22 protein-coding genes are annotated in these 25,292 nt (G+C 44.3%); 14 read left to right on the top strand and 8 right to left on the bottom strand.

Features of this window, described 5'->3' with window-relative positions:
• Nucleotides 1-259: 259 nt before the first annotated feature.
• The gene (gene mdtD / locus FE394_RS11375; RefSeq protein WP_319926502.1) at nt 260-1,642 is read left to right on the top strand and encodes a multidrug transporter subunit MdtD; all 1,383 of its coding nucleotides are present in this window, start codon (nt 260-262) and stop codon (nt 1,640-1,642) included.
• 5 nt (nt 1,643-1,647) lie between these two features.
• Here the strand turns inward: mdtD and rbsR are convergent, their stop codons facing one another.
• The 6 genes from rbsR to rbsD all read right to left on the bottom strand — a co-directional run bounded on the left by rbsR (nt 1,648) and on the right by rbsD (nt 7,507).
• On the bottom strand, nt 1,648-2,646 hold the full coding sequence (gene rbsR / locus FE394_RS11370) for a ribose operon transcriptional repressor RbsR (RefSeq protein ID WP_319926501.1): 999 nt from the start codon (nt 2,644-2,646) through the stop codon (nt 1,648-1,650).
• A complete protein-coding gene (gene rbsK, locus FE394_RS11365; RefSeq protein ID WP_319926500.1) occupies nt 2,634-3,578 on the bottom strand; it encodes a ribokinase in 945 nt (314 codons plus the stop codon). The genes rbsR and rbsK overlap by 13 nt, the downstream gene beginning before the upstream one ends.
• A 63-nt stretch (nt 3,579-3,641) precedes the next feature.
• Entirely contained in the window at nt 3,642-4,532 is an 891-nt protein-coding gene (gene rbsB, locus FE394_RS11360; protein ID WP_319926499.1) for a ribose ABC transporter substrate-binding protein RbsB, read from the bottom strand.
• 20 nt (nt 4,533-4,552) lie between these two features.
• Nucleotides 4,553-5,524 carry a ribose ABC transporter permease gene (gene rbsC, locus FE394_RS11355; RefSeq protein WP_319926498.1) on the bottom strand — a complete coding sequence of 324 codons (972 nt, stop codon included), beginning with the start codon at nt 5,522-5,524 and terminating at the stop codon, nt 4,553-4,555.
• A gap of 5 nt (nt 5,525-5,529) precedes the next feature.
• Complete coding sequence (rbsA, locus tag FE394_RS11350; RefSeq protein WP_319926497.1) at nt 5,530-7,080, bottom strand: ribose ABC transporter ATP-binding protein RbsA; 1,551 nt, start codon at nt 7,078-7,080, stop codon at nt 5,530-5,532.
• A 7-nt stretch (nt 7,081-7,087) separates the two neighbouring features.
• Nucleotides 7,088-7,507: a D-ribose pyranase gene (gene rbsD / locus FE394_RS11345; RefSeq protein ID WP_319926496.1), complete on the bottom strand. Its 420-nt coding sequence runs from the start codon at nt 7,505-7,507 to the stop codon at nt 7,088-7,090.
• Nucleotides 7,508-7,783: 276 nt separating this feature from the next.
• Between rbsD and ravA the strand changes: the two genes are divergently transcribed.
• The gene (gene ravA / locus FE394_RS11340) at nt 7,784-9,304 is read left to right on the top strand and encodes an ATPase RavA (protein ID WP_319926495.1); all 1,521 of its coding nucleotides are present in this window, start codon (nt 7,784-7,786) and stop codon (nt 9,302-9,304) included.
• Between the two features lie 153 nt (nt 9,305-9,457).
• Here ravA and FE394_RS11335 read toward each other — a convergent pair whose 3' ends face one another.
• Nucleotides 9,458-12,937: a DEAD/DEAH box helicase gene (locus FE394_RS11335; protein WP_319926494.1), complete on the bottom strand. Its 3,480-nt coding sequence runs from the start codon at nt 12,935-12,937 to the stop codon at nt 9,458-9,460.
• 138 nt (nt 12,938-13,075) lie between these two features.
• Between FE394_RS11335 and viaA the strand changes: the two genes are divergently transcribed.
• Nucleotides 13,076-14,533 carry an ATPase RavA stimulator ViaA gene (gene viaA / locus FE394_RS11330; RefSeq protein WP_319926493.1) on the top strand — a complete coding sequence of 486 codons (1,458 nt, stop codon included), beginning with the start codon at nt 13,076-13,078 and terminating at the stop codon, nt 14,531-14,533.
• A gap of 3 nt (nt 14,534-14,536) precedes the next feature.
• On the opposite strand, the gene asnA is transcribed toward viaA, so the two are convergent.
• Nucleotides 14,537-15,529, bottom strand: coding sequence for an aspartate--ammonia ligase (gene asnA, locus FE394_RS11325; protein ID WP_319926492.1), 993 nt, complete (start codon nt 15,527-15,529; stop codon nt 14,537-14,539).
• Nucleotides 15,530-15,694: 165 nt separating this feature from the next.
• Between asnA and asnC the strand changes: the two genes are divergently transcribed.
• The 11 genes from asnC to atpG all read left to right on the top strand — a co-directional run bounded on the left by asnC (nt 15,695) and on the right by atpG (nt 25,288).
• A complete protein-coding gene (asnC, locus tag FE394_RS11320; RefSeq protein ID WP_047964586.1) occupies nt 15,695-16,156 on the top strand; it encodes a transcriptional regulator AsnC in 462 nt (153 codons plus the stop codon).
• Between the two features lie 90 nt (nt 16,157-16,246).
• The gene (gene mioC, locus FE394_RS11315) at nt 16,247-16,687 is read left to right on the top strand and encodes an FMN-binding protein MioC (RefSeq protein ID WP_319926506.1); all 441 of its coding nucleotides are present in this window, start codon (nt 16,247-16,249) and stop codon (nt 16,685-16,687) included.
• Nucleotides 16,688-17,062: 375 nt separating this feature from the next.
• Entirely contained in the window at nt 17,063-18,952 is a 1,890-nt protein-coding gene (gene mnmG / locus FE394_RS11310; protein WP_319926491.1) for a tRNA uridine-5-carboxymethylaminomethyl(34) synthesis enzyme MnmG, read from the top strand.
• A gap of 11 nt (nt 18,953-18,963) precedes the next feature.
• A complete protein-coding gene (gene rsmG / locus FE394_RS11305; RefSeq protein WP_319926490.1) occupies nt 18,964-19,584 on the top strand; it encodes a 16S rRNA (guanine(527)-N(7))-methyltransferase RsmG in 621 nt (206 codons plus the stop codon).
• Nucleotides 19,585-20,195: 611 nt separating this feature from the next.
• Nucleotides 20,196-20,573 carry a F0F1 ATP synthase subunit I gene (gene atpI, locus FE394_RS11300; protein WP_319926489.1) on the top strand — a complete coding sequence of 126 codons (378 nt, stop codon included), beginning with the start codon at nt 20,196-20,198 and terminating at the stop codon, nt 20,571-20,573.
• A 31-nt stretch (nt 20,574-20,604) separates the two neighbouring features.
• Nucleotides 20,605-21,429: a F0F1 ATP synthase subunit A gene (gene atpB / locus FE394_RS11295; protein ID WP_319926488.1), complete on the top strand. Its 825-nt coding sequence runs from the start codon at nt 20,605-20,607 to the stop codon at nt 21,427-21,429.
• A gap of 51 nt (nt 21,430-21,480) precedes the next feature.
• The gene (gene atpE, locus FE394_RS11290; protein WP_319926487.1) at nt 21,481-21,723 is read left to right on the top strand and encodes a F0F1 ATP synthase subunit C; all 243 of its coding nucleotides are present in this window, start codon (nt 21,481-21,483) and stop codon (nt 21,721-21,723) included.
• A 54-nt stretch (nt 21,724-21,777) separates the two neighbouring features.
• Nucleotides 21,778-22,248 carry a F0F1 ATP synthase subunit B gene (gene atpF, locus FE394_RS11285; protein ID WP_319926486.1) on the top strand — a complete coding sequence of 157 codons (471 nt, stop codon included), beginning with the start codon at nt 21,778-21,780 and terminating at the stop codon, nt 22,246-22,248.
• Between the two features lie 12 nt (nt 22,249-22,260).
• On the top strand, nt 22,261-22,794 hold the full coding sequence (atpH, locus tag FE394_RS11280; protein WP_319926485.1) for a F0F1 ATP synthase subunit delta: 534 nt from the start codon (nt 22,261-22,263) through the stop codon (nt 22,792-22,794).
• 14 nt (nt 22,795-22,808) lie between these two features.
• Entirely contained in the window at nt 22,809-24,350 is a 1,542-nt protein-coding gene (gene atpA / locus FE394_RS11275; RefSeq protein WP_319926484.1) for a F0F1 ATP synthase subunit alpha, read from the top strand.
• Between the two features lie 74 nt (nt 24,351-24,424).
• Nucleotides 24,425-25,288 (top strand): F0F1 ATP synthase subunit gamma, encoded by an 864-nt coding sequence (atpG, locus tag FE394_RS11270; RefSeq protein ID WP_319926483.1) that lies wholly within the window; start codon nt 24,425-24,427, stop codon nt 25,286-25,288.
• Nucleotides 25,289-25,292: the final 4 nt, after the last annotated feature.

Below are 25,292 nucleotides of genomic sequence, written 5' to 3'. Positions count from 1 at the left end.
GTTTTTTTTGATTTTCTTTCTGTTCGTGGTTTTTTTCAACAAAACTGTCATTTATGTTCTTTTATTGCCCTAAAACTGGTGTTATAGACACCAATGATTAAATCAAGGTAAGTAATATAAGCTGTTAAATAGAGTGTAAGGATGGCGTCCATGCAGTTAAAAGAACAAAAAAATGCGAGAAAAAGGATTCTGTCCTATCTTTTGGCTGAACAAATCGATCAGATAATACTTTCAGGTGAGTATAAAAACGGGATATCTAATGGTTAAGTCCGCACGCAGTATGTCGGGATTGCCGTGGATTGCGGCTATAGCTTTTTTTATGCAGTCTTTAGATGCCACAATTCTTAATACCGCACTCCCGGCAATAGCTAAAAGCCTTCATCATTCTCCACTGGCAATGCAGCCTGCTATTGTCAGTTATACCTTAACTGTCGCGATGTTAATTCCCGTCAGCGGTTGGTTAGCTGATAGGTTTGGCACTCAACGGATATTCATTTATGCCGTTTTTCTCTTTTCTTTCGGTTCACTCGCTTGTGCGCTTTCCCATAATCTCTCTTTCTTAGTCATCTCCCGAGTGATTCAGGGAATTGGTGGAGCCATGATGATGCCAGTGGCTCGTTTAGCCTTACTGCGAACCTATCCACGCAGTGAATTACTGCCGATATTGAGTTTTGTCACCATGCCTGGATTATTAGGCCCAATTTTAGGCCCCATGTTGGGCGGTTTGCTGGTCACCTATGCAACATGGCATTGGATTTTCATCATTAATATTCCCATCGGGTTACTGGGGATCATTTACGCCAGAAAAAATATGCCCAATTTAACTATGCCCAAATGCCCTTTTGATTTTCTGGGGTTCATGCTGTTTGGCATGGGATTGGTGATGATTTCTGTCAGCTTTGATTTATTTGGCGATAATTCTCTTTCCGGCTATATTCCTTTGGCCTTGTTGCTTGGCGGGATCACTATGCTGTTGATATACATCTTCCATGCAAAAAGGCATAAAAATCCCCTTATTGATCTTCAGCTATTTCAGACACACACATTTTCAATCGGTATCGCCAGCAATATCGCAACTCGCTTAAGTACTGGTTCACTCTCATTTATTATTCCGTTGATGCTACAGGTAGGATTCGGATACTCAGCAGTGATTGCTGGGATAATGATGGTGCCGAACGCAATTGGTTCAATTTTCGCCAAATCTTTTGTTACCAAGATACTGACTCAATTTGGATATCGAAACACTCTCATTTGGGCCACAATTATAATTGGTGTGATGATTTCACAGTTTTCTCTGCAAACACCGGAGGTGTCCGTCGTATTATTGATAATCCCTCTATTTATATTGGGAATGGCAATGTCTACACAGTTCACCGCAATGAATACAATTACACTTGCTGATCTGAACGATAACAATGCCAGTGCTGGTAATAGCCTATTGGCAGTGACTCAGCAGTTATCTATCAGTTTCGGGGTAACTGTCAGTGCCGCAGTCCTTCGGTTTTATGAATCGATGGAATATGGATCAACTGTAAGCCATTTTCACTATACCTTGATTACGATGGGGATCATTACCCTGATTTCTTCTACTGTTTTCTTGTTCCTTAATAAAGAAGACGGCAATAACTTAATTAAGAAATAAATCAACTAACGATGAGCAACAGAACTACGCTCGACCAATGCGGGTGTCAAAATCAGCTCCTTGGGTTCACTTTCTGGGTTATCCATTCGATAAAGCAAGGTATCAATTGCCAGCTTACCCAATTCCCCTTTTGATTGATGGATAGTTGTCAACGGGGGAGTCAGGTAAGGTGCAATTGCAATATCATCATACCCAATGACAGAAATATCTTTAGGAACAGAAAGCCCTGACTGATATAGCGCCTGATAAACGCCAATCGCCATGGCATCATTACTGGCAAAGACTGCTTCTGGAGGTTCCGGTAGCTGCAATAATTGTTTCATTGATAAAAAACCACCGGAAAACTCAAAATTACTGTAAATCTCGTAGTCTGCAGAGATTTCAAGTCCGGCATCTCTCATGGCTTTTCGATAACCAAACAAACGCTGTTGAGCAGGCATCTTATCCTGTGGACCTGCGATACAGGCTATTTTGCGAAATCCTCTGCTAATCAGATAATTTGTTGCCAGTTCTCCCCCCAGCAGTGAGTTATCTTTAATCACATCACTGGAAACATCAAAGGGAGACCAATCCATTGTCACAATTGGCACCAGAGGGTATCGCAGAAAAAAATCCTTAGATATCCGCTGCTGTTCGGAGCACATAATCAATAGGCCATCGACGCGCTTTTGCAACAGGGTTTCCATACAGCGGAGCACTCGAGTTAAATTACCTTCAGTATGAAGGATTAAACTATATCCTCGCTCATAGCAACTTAGCTCAACGCCTCTGACAACCTCACCATAAAACGAGTTATCACTGCTGGTAACCAGCATACCGATAGTTTTGGTTTGTTTGATTTTCAAACTTCGAGCTAAGGCAGAAGGCGTATAATTCAGCTCTTCAATAGCTGCATTTACCCTCTTTTTGATCTTCTCACTGACATAACGGTTATTGTTAATCACATGAGAAACAGTTGATGTCGATACGCCCGCAAGGCGGGCAACATCCTTCATGGTAGCCACAGTGAGTCCTGTTCAGATAGAAATGTATCAATTTCGTGTCGCCACGGTACCGCAGGCTGTGCTCCCTGACGTGTCACAGCAATTGCAGCCGCAGCATGGGCGAAGCGGATCGCCGACAACATCTCTTTTCCTTCCAGCAATCCCGTTACCAAGGCGCCATTGAATGTATCTCCTGCTGCAATCGTATCGATCGCTTTTACTTTAAATCCAGGAACAATTTTGCCTTCTTTACCTTTCTCACTTAACCATACACCGCGGCTTCCTAAAGTAATAATGACAGTTTCTATACCTTGATCATGTAAGGCCAGAGCCGCTTCTTTCGCTCCCATATCATCTTTTACGGTAATGCCTGTCAGGTATTCTGCTTCGGTTTCATTCGGTGTAATGATATCCACCAGAGAAAGTAACTGAGCTGATATTTTTTGGGCTGGTGCCGGGTTCAAAATGACTTTGGTATGATGTTTCTTAGCCGTTTCAGCAGCAAGTTGTACTGTTTCCAACGGTGTTTCTAGCTGTAATAATAGCGCATCAGCATCTTTGACCACGTGCTCATAACGGTGGAAATAATCTGGCGTCAGAGCACCATTTGCCCCAGCGTGAATACCAATGACATTTTCCCCTTGCTGGTTGACAAAAATCAGAGCCACTCCCGTAGTTTCCTCTTCAATACACTCAATTGATGAAGTATTGATATTATCTTTCACTAACTGTTGACGAACTTGTTCGCCGATATCATCCTGACCAACACAGGCAATAAATGTAATGTCAGCACCGCAACGACCAGCAGCCACAGCCTGATTAGCGCCCTTTCCTCCAAATGCAACCTGATACTGCCTCCCTTTTACGGTTTCTCCCGGTTGAGGAAAAGATTCAAGGTTCAAAATGTGATCCACATTAATGCTACCCATCACTACAAGTTTTGCCATGCTCATTGCATTTATTCCTGTATAAAAAAATGCAGACGTAGAAACTAATCGCTGCATGAATAATGTTGATTATTTTTTAACAATTAATTCCAGTTCAACCGGAATGGTGGCGTCAACTTTTTCACCTTTTAACACTTTGTCCGCAGTCTGAACGCCGATGATACCAATTTGATCTGGACGCTGTGCGATAGTTGCCCCCAATTTACCATTCTGTACAGCCTTAAGTGCATCGTCAGTGCCATCGAATCCGACAACCAGCACATCTTCTTTACCAGCTGTCTGCAACGCTCGTAATGCACCAAGAGCCATTTCATCATTTTGAGCGAAAACGGCTTGTACTGACGGATGAGCTGTCAGCAGGTTCTGCATGACATTCATCCCCTTTGTGCGATCATAGTCAGCGGGTTGGCTGGCCAACATATTGAATTTGTGCTTTTGGGCGGCCTGACCAAAACCTTCACCGCGTTCACGCGCTCCTGAAACGCCTGGAATACCTTCCAATTGAATAACTTTGACACCATTACCTAATTTTTCAGCGATAAAATTAGCGGCCATTTTGGCACCTAAACGGCTGTCGGAAGCAATATAGCTGATAACGTTGCCCTTATTCGCTGAATGGTCAAGAGCAATAACAGAAATATTAGCCTTGTTTGCCATGATGATCGCATTACCTACAGCATCGGAATCGGTTGGGTTAATTAACATCAATTTTATTCCGCGAGCCGTCAAATCCTGTACGTTAGCCAATTCTTTGGCCGGATTGTCCTGAGAATCAAGCACAATCAGGTTATAGCCCAGCTTATCAGCTTCCTTCTGAGCACTATCTTTCATTGTGACAAAGAAGGGATTATTTAAGGTGGAAATAACCAATGCAATATTCTCTTTCGCCAGTGCATTAGCACTTACCATTGCACTCAATGCCATAACAGGGAGAATGGTTGCCAGCTTCTTCATTTTCATGTTTTTCTTGTAGGGTGAAGTTATTTACTGCTTTTGTTATCCACAAAAACCGCCAGCAAAATGACAACTGCCTTGGCGATCATCTGATAGTTGGAAGAAATACCCAATAAGTTCAATCCATTATTCAAAAAGCCTAAAATCAGCGCACCAATCAGTGTGCCAACAATTCTTCCTTTTCCGCCAGCCAGACTGGTTCCTCCCAGTACAACCGCTGCAATGGCATCTAATTCATAGCCACTCCCTGCCATGGGTTGAGCAGAAGATAATCGGGCAACTTCTATAATGCTGGCCAGCGCGGCTAATAGACCACATAGGGAATAAACGATTATTTTTATTTTATCAACACTGATACCTGATAAACGTGTTGCAGATTCATTTCCGCCTAATGCGTAAATGTAACGTCCCAAACGAGTGTGATGTAGCATGAACCAAGCCGAAATAAAAACCAGCAACATGATCCACACCGGTGTTGGTATCCCCAATGGACGACCAATGCCGAACCAGCCAAATAAATCCGCGTTATCACTGAATCCTGTATTAATCGGGCTACCATCCGTATAAACGCGAGTCACACCGCGCAGCAGCAGCAGCATCACCAAGGTCGCAATAAAGGCTTGTACCTTGCCTTTTGCGACAATAACACCACTACAGGCTCCAATAGCCGCTCCTAGTGCGAGTGCTCCAACAACAGCAACCAGAGCATTAATATCCGTACTTACCATTGATGCCGCTACTGTTCCCGTTAAAGCCAACAAGGAACCCACAGAGAGATCAATCCCTGATGTCAGGATGACTAACGTCATACCAACGGCCATGATGGCATTAACAGAAGTTTGCTGAAGGATATTAAACAGGTTATTCAAGGTGAAAAAATTGGGACTCAGAGAAGAAACCACAGCAATTAACAATAAGAGTGCAATCAACGATTTTTGTTCCAGAAACCATGCTTTTGTGAACCAACGTTGGGAGGCTAGCTCTGTATTAGAATTCATACCCATTATCCTTGACCATTATCTTTAAACTGCCCCGTATTTTGTTTTCTGATAGGTTGTATGCTGGTAAATTGCTTACCGACAGCTGCCGACATCAACGCTTTCTGAGAAACGCTATCCGCACTGAACTCGCCACTGATACTCCCTTCATGCATAACCAGAATACGGTCACTCATTCCCATGATTTCCGGCATCTCCGAAGAAACCAAAATAATGCTCAAGCCTTCTTTTTTAAACTGGTTGATCAGTTGATAAATTTCCTTTTTCACTCCCACATCCACGCCTCGGGTTGGTTCATCAAGAATCAAAACCTTCGGGCGAGTCATCAAACCACGGGCGATTGCAATTTTCTGCTGATTACCGCCAGAAAGTAGCCCTATTGTTTGTTCGATTGAGGGAGTTTTGATATTGAATAACTTGATAAAGTCAGTAACGGCTTTTTGTTCTGCAGAGTGATTTAAGAAACAATAGTGTCGACTGAAATAGCGCAATGCGGTGAGGGACATATTCTCTTTAACCGACATGCCCAAGACCAATCCATCGCGCTTACGGTCTTCCGAAATATAGACAATGCCATTGATCAGCCCCTCCTGTGGATTGCGAATCTTAAGATGTTTCCCATTCAACAAGATTTTGCCTGCTGTTTTCGGCAAAGCCCCATAGATCATCTTCATCAATTCAGTACGTCCGGCACCCATTAAACCTGAGATCCCCATAATTTCCCCGCCAAAGAGGGAAAAACTGACATTATTGATCCCTGATCCTGAAAGATTTTCAACTTCCAGCCGTTTTTCTCCTCTCGGGAGATCCAAACGCGGGTATTGCTCCTCCAGCTTGCGGCCTACCATCATTTCGATCAAACGATCTTCTTTAAGAGTATGAACAGATTGTTCACCTATAAATTGCCCATCACGCAATACTGTCACATCATCACAGATTTCAAAGATTTCTTTCAGGCGATGAGAAATATAGACAATGCCACTCCCTTGAGTTTTCAGCTCCCGTATGACATGAAAGAGGGATTCGGTTTCCATATCAGTCAAAGCATCCGTTGGTTCATCCATGATAATGACTTTGGATTGGAAGCTCAGCACTTTGGCTATCTCCACCATTTGCTGATCACCAATGGATAACTCAGAAACAAGCCGATAACTGCTATAGCTAATATTTAAACGCCTTAGCAAATTATCGGCTTCTTTATACATTTTTTTCCAATTGATCATGCCCAGTTTATTGACAAATTCTCGCCCTAAAAAAATATTTTCAGCAATCGTCAACTGGGGAATAAGATTCAATTCTTGATGAATAATGCCAATACCGGCTTCTTGAGATGCTTTGGGGCCGGAGAAAGCGACTTCTTGCCCAAAATAACGGATCGTGCCGGTGTCTTTTGTATAGATACCAGTCAAGATTTTCATCATCGTGGACTTACCCGCGCCATTTTCACCGACTAACGCCATCACTTTTCCAGGATAAACGCTTAGTGCAGCCCCTGATAGGGCTTTTACTCCGGGGAAAGCCTTATCGATCCCCTTTAACTCCAGTAATGGCTCCATAGTAACCTCAGAAAGTTACACCAGAACAAAGGAGAATATTGGCATAGGGGGTACATTCCCCTGTACAAATAACGGCTTTGCTCTTCTCTGTTTTCTCTTTCAGAATGTTATGACTCACATACTTTACTGTAATTGCATTTCCCTGTTGTGTTTCGAGATCAGCAATACGCTTGATGATTTGCTCATGTATTTGAGGATTGTGTTCAATAATTTCAGCGGCCAAAATGACCGCTTCTACTTGTAATTCCCGAACAACAACATCAAATACAGAGAGCAGATCAGGAGTTCCCTGGGTTAGCGCTAAATCAATTCGTTGGGTAGACGATGGGATAGGTAATCCCGCATCACTAAGAGTGATTTGATCCGTATGCCCCAAACGAGAAATAATGGCTGAAATATCAGAATGTAATAAAACGCCTTTTTTCATTTTTTTATTAACTCCTTAGCGAAACGTTTCGCTAAGGAGTTATCATATAAAGCCCAATATCAAAGACAACATGATTAATATGAAAATGTGATCATCATGGTAACGTTTAAAATAATATAGCTAATAAAAAATATTAACTTATTGAATAAGTTAAGCTGAATCGATTTTTTTGAATAATCTAAAGAAGTTCAAGAACACATCATCAAAATCTTTACATAGATTGTATTTTATCTATAAATAAAGGGAGGTAATTAAGCGAACCAAGGTGTAAATACTATGCAATTGGTCGAAAAAATATCTCAATTAAGCCAGTATCTAGAAAGTGGCCTGTATGAAAGGCGACAAGCCATTCGCCTTTGCCTGTTGGCTGCTTTATGTGGGGAAAGTGTTTTTCTCCTTGGCCCACCGGGCATAGCCAAAAGCCTCATCGCCCGTCGGCTCAAGTTTGCGTTTAAAAACGCACACGCTTTTGAGTATCTGATGACGCGTTTTTCTACTCCAGAAGAGATATTCGGTCCCCTCTCCATTCAAGCACTCAAAGATGAAGGGCGCTATCAACGTCTTACCGAAGGCTATTTACCTGAAGCTGAGATTGTTTTTCTGGATGAAATTTGGAAAGCAGGCCCAGCCATTCTGAATACGCTACTCACGGCTATCAATGAAAAGAAATTCAGAAATGGCAATCAAGAAGAACAACTACCAATGCGTTTACTGGTTACGGCATCTAATGAACTTCCTGAGACGGATAACAGTCTGGAAGCACTCTACGATCGTATGTTGATCCGGCTATGGCTAGACAAAATTCAGGAAAAGAAAAATTTTCGGGCTTTGCTGACTGATCGGAACAATGAAAATGACAATCCTGTTCCTTCCTATATTCAGATCACTGATGACGAATTTTATCAATGGCAAGATAAAATCAGCCATGTATCTCTTCCTGAACATATCTTCGAACTGGTTTATCAACTACGCCAGCAAGTGAATGCGACCGAAAATATTCCTGATGTTTCAGATAGACGCTGGAAAAAATCTATCCGATTATTGCAGGCCTGCGCTCTTTTCAGTGGAAGAGACGAAATATCGCCGTTGGATATAGTGTTACTAAAAGATTGTCTCTGGCACGACTTGAATGCCTTAGAACTTCTGTCACAACGCATGAACGCTTTGCTAACCGAGCAGGCTTATCAGCAAAATTCCCTGATACAGAAAATAGATGGTCTATATCAGGAGTGGATACAATCCAATCGAGATAAACATGACCATCATTCCCTGCAATTAATCACCAAAGCCTCTCTTTTCAGCCGTAAAATCCTTTATTCATTACCCGAACATATTCAGGATGAAAAATTGATACTGTTTTTTCATCCTTCATTATACTTGCATAATATTGAAGTCAATTTTATCGAAACAGACAAAAAATCACTGGAAAATACACTAAAAAATAATACTGGTGAATTGCCCGCTCGTTTAAATGGTATTGGTTTCCCGCAAACCATCATGATAGAAATCAACGAAAAGCATCAGCTTGAAGTACTGGATGTCAGCCGTAATAGTGCCATTCTCTGCCAAACAGGACAAAAATCGATAACTTCAGAAAAAAACACAGCCATACAGAATCATTCCGAATGGAATGAAAAACTGATATCCATCAGCGATGAAATTCAGCATCAGCACCTATTATTTAGCCGACATCAACCTTGTTTATTTATAGAGGAATATTGGCTTGCCAACATTGAACAAAGTTTCTTCCAGTTAAAAGAAAAACTGGAGCAACTGAGGTCAAAAATGGGGATGTAGCATGTTAAAGCTGAGCATAATTGGTCTTTTACTCCCAAATGATGAGAGAAGCACACGGATCATTATCGTCCGTATGCCTTGATGGTGAAACTTCTGTAAGGGAGTGATTGATCCAGAGTGTCAAATATCATCTCCCTTGAGGGAAATTACCCATCACGAAAGCGCAAACAGCGCTCTAAGCTCTTGTGTATCCAGATTGCCTATCCATTGCTCTCCGTTACCTACCACCATATCCGACAGCTCACGTTTACGCTGGATCATTTCGTTGATGCGCTCTTCAAAGGTGGCGCTGGTAATAAAACGGTGCACCTGCACATTGTGCTGTTGACCAATGCGATACGCACGGTCGGTAGCTTGCGCCTCCACCGCTGGATTCCACCATAAGTCGAAATGAATCACGTTTGAGGCGGCGGTTAGGTTAAGACCCGTACCGCCGGCCTTGAGAGACAGCAGGAATACCCGCTCAGTACGATCAGTCTGAAATTTCTCCACCATTTCGTCACGTTTGGTACGGGACAAACCTCCATGCAGGAACATCGGCTCCCGCCCGTAGCGTTGCCGCAACCAGTGGGCAAGTAATTCCCCCATTTCTCGGAACTGAGTGAAAATGAGCGCCTTCTCGTGGCTGGCATGTAGAACATCGAGCAGATCAAACAAACGTTCGAGTTTGCCAGAAGCTAATGCATTGCTGGCGGGTTGTTTCAGGTACTGATCCGGATGGTTGCAGATCTGCTTCAGTGCCAGAATCATTTGTAGAACCAGTCCCTGACGTTTGAAACTATCGCCTTCAGACTCAAGAGCCAGTAAACCTTCACGCACCACCGATTCGTACAGTGCGGTTTGCGTTGGCGTCAAGGTGCAGTATTGATCACTCTCGACCTTATCAGGCAGGTCGCTGATCACGTTGCGATCAGATTTAAGGCGACGCAGGAGAAAAGGGGCAGTGATGCGCCGGAAGCGTTCCGCTACCTGCCGATCACGGCCGATCTGGATCGGCGTTGTATATTCTTTCTCGAAACGTTTAAGTGTGCCCAAATAACCGCGATTGACGAAGTCCATCAAACTCCAATATTCAGACAGGCGGTTTTCAACGGGAGTACCACTCATGGCGATATAGCCAGCAGCAGGGATGGACTTGATCGCCTTGGTCTGCGCAGTCGACGGGTTCTTAATATTCTGCGCTTCATCCACCACCAGCACTCGCCAAGACAGAGCCTTGAGCGCAGCCGCCGCACTACGGGCGATACCGTAGGTAGTCAGCAAAATGTCCGGCCGGGTGCGGGTTAATTCACGTTTACTGCCATGAAATACACCGATACTGAGCGTTGGCGCAAAGCGGGCTATTTCTTTCTGCCAATTGGTCAGCAAACTGGTGGGAACCACTATCAATGCCTTATCCTGATCCAAAACGCCGTCCTGCTTGAGCTTGAGCAGGGTAGTGATCACTTGCAGCGTTTTTCCGAGTCCCATGTCATCAGCAATGACGCTGCCGAATCCGACCTGTAGATTACGAAACATCCAAGCATAGCCACGTTGCTGATACGGGCGCAAGGTAGCGTTGAGACCGTTCGGTAAGGGCACTTCGCTCTCCTCTCTCAACTCGGTCAGAAGTTGTAGCATATTGTCATCAAGCTTCACCGGAGTACCGGCATATTCGCCAGCCAATGCCGTGCGCAGCAGTTCTGTACCCGACAATTTAGAGGGACGCTCCAGCTGGGCTTGCAAGCTCGCGATTTCCTCAGGATCGAGGTAGATGTATTCTCCTTTGAAACGCACCACGCCCGTAGCACCCTGAACCAATTGTTCGAACTCGGCGCGGGTCAGATGGTGCTCACCCAGAGCCACCTTCCAATCGAAAGTCAGTATCTCGTTGGCTCTCAGTTGACCATCTCCCAGCCCGGGAGTCTTACTGGATACATTCATCGACAACCGTGGGCGTAACAACCGCTCCAGCACTTTGGGCAGCAAAGTGCGAATGCCGAGCAGCTGAATGGCCGGGAGTGTGTCGAACAATAGCGTGGGCAGTTGCTCAGCCGTCAGAACAATGGGAGAACGTGCGCCCTGTCTCAAATAGTCATTAAGAGACGGGAAAAATTCAGCCAGTAGAACGACTGTCTGCAAGATACCGAAACGCGCCTGACTCCACTCGTCTTCGATCAGTACACTGTGCAGTGGGACTGGAGGCATTAACAAATCTGATTTAGGCTGAATAGCCAGCCCTATCTCGAAATCGCCGTATTCACCCTCATCCAAGATCAATACAGGGGAATAATCCCGTTCAGCCAGATGATAGCGTGAAAGCCAAGCCTGTAAAGCCGGGCCGATGGCACTTTCCCCTGAGCCATCAAAACTTTTCGGTTCAGTACTGAATAACAGGGACAATATTTTATTGTCACGCGGTTTCTCTCTGGCATAATCCGATTCCATTCGTATGTAATAACCGAGGAATACCGCACATAGCGCACTGGCCTGCATTATCGGTGAGATAGTCTGGTTCGGACTCAGAACAACCAGTTGTGGCGGCAAGCCTCTTGCCAGACACTGCACTTGTTCAGCCACTCGGCTATCGAGCATGGCTGGTAGCCAACGAATACCCAAGACGCCGGGTTCCGCCGCAAACACTTGTGGCACCACTGCTCCTTGAGCCAGAAGATGCAAGGATATCATGCGCAGATGGTACAGTGCGGCCACCTCTGGTTGTCTGTCCGGCAAGTCTGCTGGCGTGAGTTGTGCCAGTGCAGTGTCCAATTCTTCAATGGTATACAAGCCGTTGACGCCGCTGATGATAGCATGCCCTTCCCGGCTCAGCGTGATACGTGGACGGTGGGGAGCCAACAAAGTAACGATAGGCACATCCGCCGGGATCTTGCTATCCAGAGTTTTACGGGCGAATCTGGCTACCCGCGACAATACTCGTTGCATCACCTTGCACAAATCACCGTCAGGGAAAAAAGCAGGCTGTTCTGGCAGTACCGCCAACAGTGCCTCAGACAGCGATGGCAAGTCAGCATAATCAAGCGTCTCCAATGCAGTCGGATCTGACAAAGTGTCCTCTGCCGACATCACGTCTGCAATAAACAAAGCCGACAAATGCGGCACATTGACTACCACTTCGCGCTCAATATAAATCCCTCGTGCTTTTAGCTGCTGGATAAGATCCACGCCTCGCAGAGAGAACACCAAAAAAGGATTGCTATCGATTTCACGACTGACCAGATAAATCGTTGCCGCCAAGTGCTTACAAGGAACAGCCCAGTCGGGGCAAGAGCATTCCATCCTTAAGTCTTTCCATTGGGACGGAAAAACAGCAATACCCAAGCGTTTGGCTTGCTCCAACACAGAAGGATCTAATTCTTGATTGAGCAGCCGGGCTATCACACCAGGATCATCCACCAATGCATCAAGCAGTTGATCAACTTGCTTCTGCGACAGTGAGGGAACCCTAATTGAGACCTTATAAGGTGATGGACGGGAACCCTGCACGTTGGCCTGCAAGATGCCCCCCTTTAATGTCAGATTATTGACCATGCCTTTATTCGCGTAAGTTCTCCCGCGAGGCAGTCGGTTGTTATAATCTATATTAGTCAAGGAGTTAAGCCACTGTTTACCCCACCAAGTATTGCCATAACTCATAATATTTACCAAAAAGGATAAAAGATATAATCTGAATTTTACGGATTTTGATCTCAAATAACATGGCTATTGCTGACATTGATGCATGCTCACTAACCAAAAAATTGCAATAGTAGAGATCAAAAATGGGGGAGTAATATGTTAACACTGACCACTCTCGATCTCTTGCTTTCCATCAATGAAGGCGAGCTGATCGAAGAGATCATTTCGACTCTGTTGAGTTCTCCTCAATTGGTTATTTTCTTTGAAAAATTCCCAAGACTTAAACACGCATTACTGAAAGATCTTCCCGGATGGCAACAAACATTACAGCAAAGAATAAAAGAAACACTTATCCCTTCCCTATTGGCTGAAGAATTTCAGCTATATCAACAAATACAGACAATCAATACGGCAGATTTTTATCAAAAGCTGCCGATTATCGTAGAAAAACTTCAACAACTCGAATCGCCTTTTGCCAATGAGGCCAGCACACTATTAAAAATAGTATCTGAGCATACCCATTCAGGACAAATACTGTTTCTTCAACGCTGGCGTATCAATCTGATCCAGCAAGTGACGACATTTAACAAAACGTTATTAGAACAAGAAAAAGAACAGTTATTAGCGGAGATCCAGAAACGATTAACTCTCAGCGATAAGCTTGATCCAATATTTGATCACAATGATCGCACAGCAGGTCGATTGTGGGATATGAGCAAAAACCAACTTCACCTGACTTCAAATAATATACAACTCTTCACTCTCTATGCTGACATTCTCAGGCAGCAGCCTGAACTGAAAAAGCTGGCGCAATTGCTCGGGCGCAGCCAAACCGCTAAATCAATTCCCGAAGCAAACCATGCCCTTGAGCCATTCACCCAAATTGAGAGGATCCCTGATACCGTACCGGAACAAGTCAGTGGGATTCGACAAAGTGATGATATCTTAAGACTGTTACCTACTGAGATGGCCATGCTGGATATTGAAGAGTTGGAATACGAATTTTATCGACGGCTGGTGGAGAAAAAATTACTGTCCTATCGCCTGCAAGGGGATAACTGGCAGTCAAAAACGACATTAAAACCCGTAACTCATCACCACAATGCAGAGCAACCACGGGGACCTTTTATTATTTGTGTCGATACTTCAGGTTCAATGGGCGGGTTTAATGAACGATGTGCGAAGGCATTCTGTCTGGCTTTAATGCGTATTGCGCTGGAGGATAACCGCTACTGTCATATTATGTTGTTTTCGACAGAACTCATTCACTATGACCTGACATCATCAGACGGACTCACTCAGGCAGTACACTTTCTGGGGCAAACATTCAGGGGAGGCACCGATCTTGCGTCCTGCTTAAATGCAACGGTTGAGAAAATGAAAGAAAATATCTGGAAAGATGCTGATGCTGTTGTTATTTCAGATTTCATTGCCCAGCGTTTACCGGACTCTCTAATCCATCAGATAAAAAATCTGCAACAGCATCAACAACACCGCTTCCATGCGGTCTCATTTTCCCATTATGGAAAACCCGGAATCATGCGGATATTCGATCATATCTGGCATTTTGACACTGGGCTTATAAGCCGTTTACGGCGAAGATGGCGAAATTAAAACTTAAAGCACACCTTCAACAGATTCAATAACTTCTGGTGACCAAACACCGCACTGAACCTGACCAATATGTGACATTTGCAGCAACAGCATTACCAAACGTGATTGTCCGATACCACCACCGATAGACTGTGGCATATCACCTTTTATCAATGCCTGATGCCAGTCATACTGCAAACGCTCTTCATCATCAGTCAGAGCAAGCTGACGTTGCAGGGCTTCTGCATCAACACGGATACCCATTGAGGAAATCTCAAAAGCGTCCTGTAAAACTGGGTTCCAGACAATAATGTCACCGTTCAGACCCGAAAAACCATCGCTGTTTGGTGAAGTCCAGTCGTCATAGTCCGGTGCGCGAACATCATGTGATTGGCCATCAGATAACTTATCACCAATGCCCATCAGGAAAATCGCACCAAACTCTTTGGCAGCCTCACGCTCACGACCTTTAGCATCCAGATCAGGGTAACGTTTCAGAAGCTCTTCGCTGTGGATAAAGTGAATTTGATCTGGCAGGAACGGTGCCAGACCAAATTCCTTACTTACAGCTTGTTGTGTTTCTTTTATTGCTTCGTAGATTTTACCTACTGTCTGTTTTAAATAATCGAGTGAACGCTGACCTTCACCCATCGTTTTCTCCCAATCCCACTGATCAACAAACACAGAATGGATAGGGGTCAAGCGATCTTCATCAGGACGCAGAGCTTTCATGTGGGTATATAACCCTTGTTCAGCCTGAAAACCAAAGCGACCTAGTGTCTTGCGCTTCCATTTCGCCAGAGAATGAACTACTTCAAACGTTGCATCCGGCAATGTTTTCACTTTTACCTGTACTGCTTTTTCATGGCCGGATAGGTTGTCCTGAGTACCATCACCAAGGCGACTCAAGATAGGCCCTTGAACTTCAATTAAACCGAGTTGTTTCTCCAGCAAGCGGGAAAAGTATGATTTTACAAAACTAATCTGCTGCTGTTTTTCAATGAAGGATGTTTTCATGATGATACTCTCAAAAATTTTAGTGACCTTGTGTCTCGTTGATATAGATTAAGCAACAGAATGGGGTACAAATTCAATATCTGATAATAAAAATATTGTATAAGATGTATAAACGATAATTTTTACGCTATAAAAATAAATATCATTCAAAAATGGGGATTAAAAATGGCAGAAATTTATCAGATCGATAATTTAGACCGTGACATACTTCACGCTTTAATGGAAAACGCACGTACACCTTACGCAGAATTAGCCAAAAAATTCGCGGTGAGTCCGGGAACGATTCATGTACGCGTGGAAAAGATGAAACAATCGGGGATCATCACGGGGACCCGGGTTGATATCAGTGCTAAGCAGCTGGGATTTGATGTGTGTTGCTTCATAGGCATCATATTGAAAAGCGCCAAAGACTATCCGGCAGCACTAAAGAAGCTCGATATGCTCGATGAAGTTGTTGAAGTCTATTACACCACGGGGCATTACAGCATCTTCATTAAGGTCATGTGTCGATCCATCGAAGCGCTTCAAGATGTACTTATCAACAAGATCCAGACAATAGACGAAATTCAGTCAACAGAAACTTTGATCTCCCTGCAAAACCCGATCACAAGGACAATAAAGCCTTAAACAGAAAAATGATTAACCACATTATCCACAGGTAGATCCCAATAGATTCACAGCGTACAATACTTTCTCTTTAATTTAGCAAGGATCATGATGAGCACGATAACCTTAATCAGCGGCAGCACAATGGGTAGCGCCGAATACGTCGCCGAACATATAGCTGAGATCTTAGAAAATGACGGGTTTTCAACAACGGTGACTCATGGTCCCTCATTAGAGGAGCTTCCCCTTGAAGGGCTGTGGATTGTGGTTACTTCAACGCACGGAGCAGGGGAGTTACCTGAAAATATCCAGCCTCTGGCTGATATGATCTTACAACAGCATCCTGATCTAAGTAATGTAACATTTGGAGCCATTGGCATAGGCAGTTCTGAATATGACACCTTCTGCGCAGCAATAAGATCATTAGAACGCTTATTAGCGGATCACGGAGCGAAACTGATCGGCGATCGACTGGAAATAGACATCATGCAACATGAAATTCCAGAAGATCCGGCCGAAGAATGGGTCAAAGAATGGTCAAAGTTACTCTGATCTGATTAAAAATATAACGATCAACTGTGGATAACTTAGCTTAAAAGCAGGGGTTAACCCGTAGTTATCCATTTAATAACCATGATAGAATTAATCAGCTGTGAATAACTACGCTTTTAGATCCCAGCTTATACTGAGTTGGATCACGGATCATTCACAGCAAATGATCCTTTACAGCATCATGATCTTTATATGGAAAATCCACTTATCCACAGATGATCGCGATCCTAATAAAAGATCTAATAAAGAGATCTTTAAATAAAAAGATCTTCTTTTAATTAACGATGATCTCTTCCTACTTGGTCTGAAGGCCAAACTTGAGTAGAATCCTCTCCTCAATGCATATGACGCATTCTCACAATTGAAGGTTCGCACATGTTTTATCCAGAGCACTTTGACGTTATCATTATCGGCGGGGGTCATGCCGGTACTGAAGCAGCAATGGCTGCAGCCCGCATGGGCCGTCAAACCTTACTACTGACTCACAATATTGATACTTTGGGCCAGATGTCATGTAATCCAGCCATTGGTGGGATCGGTAAAGGGCATCTGGTAAAAGAGATCGATGCACTTGGTGGCCTGATGGCGAAAGCCACTGACCAAGCGGGTATTCAATTCAGAACACTCAATGCCAGCAAAGGCCCCGCAGTCAGGGCAACGCGAGCACAGGCAGATCGGGTACTTTACCGACAAGCTGTAAGAACCGCATTGGAGAATCAGCCTAACTTGATGATTTTCCAGCAACCAGTTGAAGATCTTATCGTTGAGAACGATACCGTCACAGGTGTTGTTACTCGTATGGGTTTGAAGTTCAAAGCTAAATCTGTAGTTCTGACAGTAGGTACTTTTCTTGATGGTAAAATTCACATCGGGCTGGAAAACTACAGCGGCGGACGGGCGGGAGATCCTCCTGCGATCTCCTTATCTCACCGTTTACGTGAATTACCTCTGCGTGTATCCCGCCTGAAAACAGGCACACCTCCTCGCATTGATGCGCGATCCATTGATTTTAATCAGCTTGAACAACAGCTGGGTGATAATCCGATCCCCGTATTTTCATTCATGGGTAACGTGGATCAACATCCACAACAGATCCCGTGTTATATCACCCATACCAATGAAAAAACCCATGATGTGATCCGAAATAATCTGGATCGCAGTCCGATGTATGCGGGGATCATCGAAGGGATCGGCCCTCGTTACTGCCCTTCCATTGAAGACAAAGTGATGCGTTTTGCAGATCGCAACGCTCACCAGATCTTCTTGGAACCTGAAGGGCTTACCAGCAACGAAATTTATCCGAATGGGATCTCAACCAGTCTGCCATTTGATGTGCAGATGCAGATCGTTCACTCGATGAAAGGCATGGAAAATGCCCGTATTATTCGTCCGGGTTATGCGATCGAGTATGATTTCTTTGATCCGCGTGATTTAAAACAAACGCTGGAAAGTAAATTTATTCATGGCCTGTTCTTCGCTGGTCAGATTAATGGCACCACCGGATATGAAGAAGCTGCCGCACAAGGATTGCTGGCAGGTCTCAACGCTGCTCGTTATGCCTTTGGTGAAGAAGGTTGGTTCCCACGTCGTGATCAAGCGTATCTTGGTGTTCTGGTCGATGATTTATGCACATTGGGCACTAAAGAACCTTACCGCATGTTCACATCCCGTGCAGAATATCGTTTGATGTTGCGTGAAGATAATGCGGATCTTCGCTTGACTGAGCAAGGTCGTAGACTAGGCTTAGTTGATGATCTTCGCTGGGAACATTATTCCCGTAAAGTTGAAATGATCGAACAAGAACGTCAACGGCTGCGTAATATCTGGGTACATCCTCACTCAGACAGTCTGGGAGAGATCAACCAAATTCTGAAAACACCGTTGTCAAAAGAAGCTAATGGTGAAGATTTACTGCGTCGTCCTGAAATGAACTATGAATTACTGACGTCCCTTCCACGTTTTACACCGGGATTGACAGAACCTCAGGCGGCAGATCAGGTTGAAATTCAAGTGAAGTACGAAGGTTACATTGCTCGTCAGCAAGAAGAGATCGAAAAACAACTGCGCAATGAAAACACTGCACTGCCAGTTGATCTGGATTACAAACAAGTCAGCGGTCTTTCCAATGAAGTTATTGCAAAACTGAATGATCATAAACCAAGTTCCATTGGGCAGGCTTCGCGTATCTCAGGTATCACTCCTGCTGCAATATCGATTTTGCTGGTATGGTTGAAAAAACAAGATTTATTGCGTCGTAACGCCTAAGGGGACGGACTTTGCTTAACAAATTGGAATCGCTTTTAGCGAAGACGGATATTGAATTATCGCTGAAACAGAAACAACAGCTCGTCGCCTACGTTGACATGCTCAATAAATGGAATAAGGCTTATAACCTGACATCTGTTCGTGATCCTGAACAGATGTTGGTTCGGCATATCATGGACAGCATTATTGTGGATCCATTCCTTCACGGAACGCGTTTTATTGATGTGGGCACCGGGCCTGGTTTGCCGGGCATCCCATTGGCAATTGTGCGCCCAGACTCCCATTTCACCTTATTGGACAGTTTGGGGAAACGTGTTCGCTTTTTACGTCAGGTTCAACATGAATTAGGCTTGGTTAATATCGAACCCGTACAGAGTAGAGTTGAAGAATTTATCCCTGAGCCGCCTTTTGATGGCGTGATTAGCCGCGCATTCGCCTCTCTGCAAGATATGCTTTCATGGTGCAGCCATCTTCCTAAGCCAGTTGAAGGACGTTTTTATGCCCTGAAAGGCATATTACAGGAAGATGAATTAGCTCAGTTACCGACAGAGATTACCCTTGATGCCATCATCCCTCTTCAGGTTACTCAGTTGGATGAACAACGGCATCTGGTAATACTTAAGTCAAACTAACTTTGTTGTGTATCAAAAAAAATCCAAATAATTAGTGGCGTCAATGGACATTAAAATGTTGCGGACGTTACTAATTATTTTCTTCCATTATTCCAATTTTATTTACTGCTGGATCACAGAAAACCAACGTTATTTTTATATTGATATAATTTCGCTTTTTACTAGTAACTATAGATTTTCTTGATAAATAATTTTTAGATAACATCAGTAAAATAAACATTTAACCTTTTTCATCGATATATCAGATAAAACTTTATAGGTATAATATTAATTGACTGATTTTCAGTGAAAAAAACAAAAGATTTTCTTTATATATTTAAGGGTTAATATAATTAATGTTTTTTATTTAATGTGATGCGTATCACGTTTGAACTGGGGTTTATATCGTTAATCGTTGCAGAATATTAAATGGTATTTGTGAGCAATCTGGCACCAAAGTTAGAAATTTAAATAATTATTCACTTTTTCGCTACTTATGGATTGAATTCATTTTGGCTCCCCGTATAATTTGCACGTTTTTGTCACTTGACACTCTTAAGCAAAGCCAGTTTTATACAACATTCAGCAAGACCTGATATGTGATGGCGTACCTCAGGGAGAAAACAAAAGTCATGTCTGTATCCCTTTACAGCGGTAGAATGGCACTGAAACTGTTACTTTTGCAGTTTATGACTTTTGTTATTCTCAGTGTGGTTTTTTATACCAAAAGTATAGAGTGGGGCGCATCTGCTTTTGCTGGTGGCTTGGCATGTTGGTTACCCAATGCCATTTTTATGCTGATTAGCCGTTTCCAAAAAGTGAAAGAAGAAGGTGTTCCAGTACGCATTGCATGGTTTTTCGCGATTAGTGAAGGGGTTAAGGTTATCATTACGATAACTGTGCTGATAGTCGCTTTAGGTGTGTTCAAGGCGGCATTTGCACCACTTGGTGTGGCTTATTTAGCGGTGCTGATTGTGCAGATCATCGCACCTGCCGTAATGAACGGTTAGCGTTTTTAACAACAAAAGGGTAAAAAGCATCATGTCTGCATCAGGAGAAGTTTCAACTTCAGAGTACATAAGTCACCATCTGAAGCACCTTCAGTTGGACTTGCGTACCTTTGAGTTGGTCAATCCCCACGCTAGTGGTTATGAGGCGTCGTTCTGGACATTGAACATTGACTCGCTTTTTTTCTCCATCGTATTAGGGATATTGTTTCTATTTGTATTCAGAAGAGTCGCGGTTCGCGCTACTGATGGCGTTCCGGGTAAATTCCAGACTGCGGTAGAAATGGTAATCGGCTTCGTTGATAACACCGTTCGTGACATGTATCACGGTAAGAGCAAAGTGATAGCCCCTCTGGCTTTGACTGTGTTCGTTTGGGTGTTACTGATGAACGCATTGGACTTATTGCCAATCGATTTTATTCCTTTAATCGGTGAACATGTCTTCGGCTTGCCTGCTCTGCGTATTGTTCCAACCGCAGATGTCAGTGTCACCTTGTCGATGGCTCTGGGTGTCTTTGTCCTCATTTTGTTCTACAGCATTAAGATGAAAGGAATTCGTGGTTTTGCGAAGGAGCTGACATTACAGCCTTTCAATCATCCACTGTTTATTCCGATTAACTTAATTTTAGAAGGGGTCAGCTTGCTGTCTAAGCCTATATCACTCGCTCTGCGATTGTTTGGGAATATGTATGCCGGTGAATTGATCTTTATTCTTATTGCTGCCCTGTTACCGTGGGGAGCACAGTGGTTACTCAGCCTGCCATGGGCTATTTTCCACATACTGATTATTACGTTACAAGCCTTTATTTTCATGGTTCTGACGATTGTTTATCTGTCGATGGCATCTGAAGAGCATTAATTTTTTATCAATCATTAATAATGTTTTAATTGAAACAAACTGGAGATTGTCATGAGTGTAGACCAGGATCTAATGTTTATGGCTGCCGCTATCCTGATGGGCTTGGCGGCTATCGGTGCTGCGATCGGTATCGGCATCCTCGGGGGCAAATTCTTGGAAGGTGCTGCTCGTCAGCCTGATCTGATTCCTCTGCTGCGTACTCAGTTCTTTATCGTTATGGGTCTGGTTGACGCCATCCCAATGATCGCTGTGGGCCTGGGCTTGTATATGATGTTCGCTGTCGGTACCAAGTAACGAGCAGAACTGAAAAATACGCCGATTCATTAATTGAAATAGAGGTATTGTGCCGTGAATATTAACGCAACAATCCTCGGCCAGGCCATCGCGTTTGTCCTGTTTGTTTTGTTCTGCATGAAGTATGTATGGCCACCAATCATGGCGGCCATTGAAAAACGTCAGAAAGAAATTGCTGACGGTTTAGCTTCAACAGAGCGTGCTAAAAAGAACCTGGACTTAGCGCAAGCCAATGCGACCGACCAACTGAAAAAAGCGAAAGCTGATGCGCACGTCATCATTGAGCAGGCTAATAAACAAAAAGCCCAAATTATTGATGATGCAAAAGTAGAAGCCGAGCTGGAACGTAACAAAATCGTAGCGCAAGCTCATGCTGAAATTGAAGCTGAACGCAAACGCGCTCGTGAAGAGTTACGTAAACAGGTTGCGATGTTGGCTATCGCAGGTGCCGAGAAAATCATCGAACGTTCCGTGGATGAAGCTGCTAACAGCGACATCGTTGATAAACTGGTCGCTGAACTGTAAGGAGGGAGGGGCATGTCTGAATTTGCTACGGTAGCTCGCCCCTACGCCAAAGCAGCTTTTGACTTTGCTGTAGAGCACCAATCTCTTGAGCACTGGCAGAACATGCTGGCGTTCGTTGCTGAGGTCACTCGCAATGAGCAGGTTGGTGAGCTGCTTTCCGGTTCATTGGCACCGGATACGTTAGCCAAAACCTTTATCACTCTTTGTGGTGAGCAGGTTGATGCGCATGCTCAGAACTTTATTCGTGTAATGGCAGAAAATGGTCGCTTGCTGGTATTGCCAGAAGTCTCCCAGCAATTTATCCAATTGCGTGCGTCACTTGAATCAACCATTAATGTTGAAGTGATTTCTGCGTCCGAACTGAATGAGCAGCAGCAGGCTAAAATTTCTGCGGCGATGGAGAAACGTCTGTCACGCAAAGTGAAGCTGAATTGCACAATTGACAAGTCTGTTATTGCCGGCGTGGTTATCCGCGCAGGTGACATGGTGATCGATGGCAGTATTCGTGGCCGTCTAGATCGTTTAACAGATGACTTGCAGTCTTAAGGGGACTGGAGCATATGCAACTGAATTCCACCGAAATCAGCGAACTGATCAAACAGCGTATTGCTCAGTTTAATGTCGTGAGCGAAGCTCACAATGAAGGAACGATTGTTTCCGTTAACGACGGTATCATTCGTGTCCACGGTTTAGCCGATGTCATGCAGGGTGAAATGATCGCTCTGCCTGGCAGCCGTTACGCAATTGCACTGAACTTGGAGCGCGACTCTGTGGGTGCGGTTGTAATGGGTCCGTATGCTGACTTGGCCGAAGGCATGAAAGTCAAATGTACTGGCCGTATTTTGGAAGTCCCTGTTGGTCGTGGTCTGCTGGGTCGTGTTGTTAACACACTGGGTGCACCAATCGACGGCAAGGGTGCTCTTGAGCACGATGGCTTCTCACCTGTTGAAGTGATTGCGCCAGGCGTTATCGAGCGTCAATCTGTTGACCAGCCTGTCCAGACAGGTTACAAATCCGTTGATGCCATGATCCCAATCGGCCGTGGCCAGCGTGAGCTGGTTATCGGTGACCGTCAGACGGGTAAAACCGCTCTGGCTATCGATGCTATCATCAACCAGCGTAATTCTGGTATCAAATGTATCTATGTTGCGATTGGTCAGAAAGCTTCTACCATTGCTAACGTAGTTCGTAAACTGGAAGAGCACGATGCACTGGACAACACTATCGTTGTTGTTGCATCCGCTTCAGAATCTGCTGCCCTGCAATATCTGGCACCATACTCTGGCTGTGCGATGGGTGAATACTTCCGCGATCGCGGCGAAGACGCACTGATTGTTTACGATGACCTGTCTAAACAGGCTGTTGCTTACCGTCAGGTTTCTCTGTTGCTGCGTCGTCCACCTGGACGTGAAGCATTCCCTGGTGACGTTTTCTATTTACACTCCCGTCTATTGGAGCGTGCAGCGCGTGTTAACGCTGAGTACGTTGAAAAATTCACCAATGGCGAAGTGAAAGGCCAAACAGGTTCTCTGACTGCACTGCCAATCATTGAAACTCAGGCGGGTGACGTTTCTGCGTTCGTACCAACAAACGTTATCTCCATCACTGATGGTCAGATCTTCCTGGAATCTTCCCTGTTCAACGCAGGTATTCGTCCAGCGGTTAACCCGGGGATTTCCGTATCCCGTGTAGGTGGTGCTGCTCAGACTAAGATCATCAAGAAATTGTCTGGTGGTATCCGTACCGCTCTGGCTCAGTATCGTGAACTGGCAGCATTCTCCCAGTTTGCTTCTGATCTGGATGATGCAACTCGTAAACAGTTGGATCATGGTCAGAAAGTGACTGAACTGTTGAAACAGAAACAATATCTGCCGATGTCCATTGCACAGCAGGCTCTGTCCCTGTTTGCCGCTGAGCGTGGCTATCTGGAAGATGTTGAAATCGCGAAAGTGGTCAGTTTCGAAGCTGCGCTGTTGGCATACGCTAGCCGTGAACATTCTGATCTTCTGAAAGAGATTGACCAGTCTGGTGATTTCAACGGAGAGATTGAAGCTAAGCTGAAAGCTCTGTTGGAATCCTTCAAGGCGACTCAGTCCTGGTAACACTATTCGGCCCAGTTTAATTTTATTTAATTAAAAAAAACATGGGCCGTCTGGTTGAATTCGGAGAAGCAGAAATGGCCGGCGCAAAAGAGATACGTACCAAAATCGCCAGTGTGCAGAACACGCAAAAAATCACTAAAGCGATGGAAATGGTCGCCGCGTCCAAAATGCGTAAAACGCAGGATCGCATGGCAGCCAGCCGTCCTTATGCAGAAACCATTCGCAGTGTGATTGGACACCTTGCGTTAGGTAATCTGGAGTACAAACATACATACCTTGAAGAGCGCGAAGTGAAGCGTGTTGGGTACGTAGTTGTTTCTACTGATCGTGGTTTATGTGGCGGTTTGAACATTAACCTGTTCAAAAAATTGCTGATAGAAATGAAAGACTGGTCTGATAAAAACGTCCAAGTTGACTTGGCGCTTGTTGGAGCTAAAGGGGTTTCTTTCTTTTCTTCTGTTGGCGGCAACATTGTTGCTCAAGTAACAGGGATGGGAGATAACCCATCATTGTCCGAACTGATCGGGCCAGTCCACGTCATGATGCAAGCATATGACGAAGGGCGTCTGGATAAACTGTATATAGTGACAAACAAGTTCATGAATACAATGTCTCAGGTTCCGACAATCACTCAGTTATTGCCTCTGCCAGTCGGAGACGATGAAACACTGAAGAGGAAGTCTTGGGACTATCTGTATGAACCTGATCCTAAAGCGCTGTTGGATACCCTGCTGCGCCGCTATATAGAATCGCAAGTTTATCAGGGCGTCGTTGAAAACCTGGCTAGTGAACAGGCCGCACGAATGGTAGCGATGAAATCCGCGACCGATAACGGTGGCAACCTGATCAAAGAGTTGCAGTTGGTTTACAACAAGGCTCGTCAGGCCAGCATCACTCAGGAACTCACCGAAATCGTTTCGGGTGCTTCTGCGGTTTAACAGC

The organism is Xenorhabdus littoralis (assembly GCF_033949345.1).
In the GTDB taxonomy this organism is placed as follows: Bacteria; Pseudomonadota; Gammaproteobacteria; order Enterobacterales; family Enterobacteriaceae; genus Xenorhabdus; species Xenorhabdus littoralis.
Note: the sequence above shows the minus strand (reverse complement) of the source record. Positions and strands in the feature narration are given on the sequence as shown.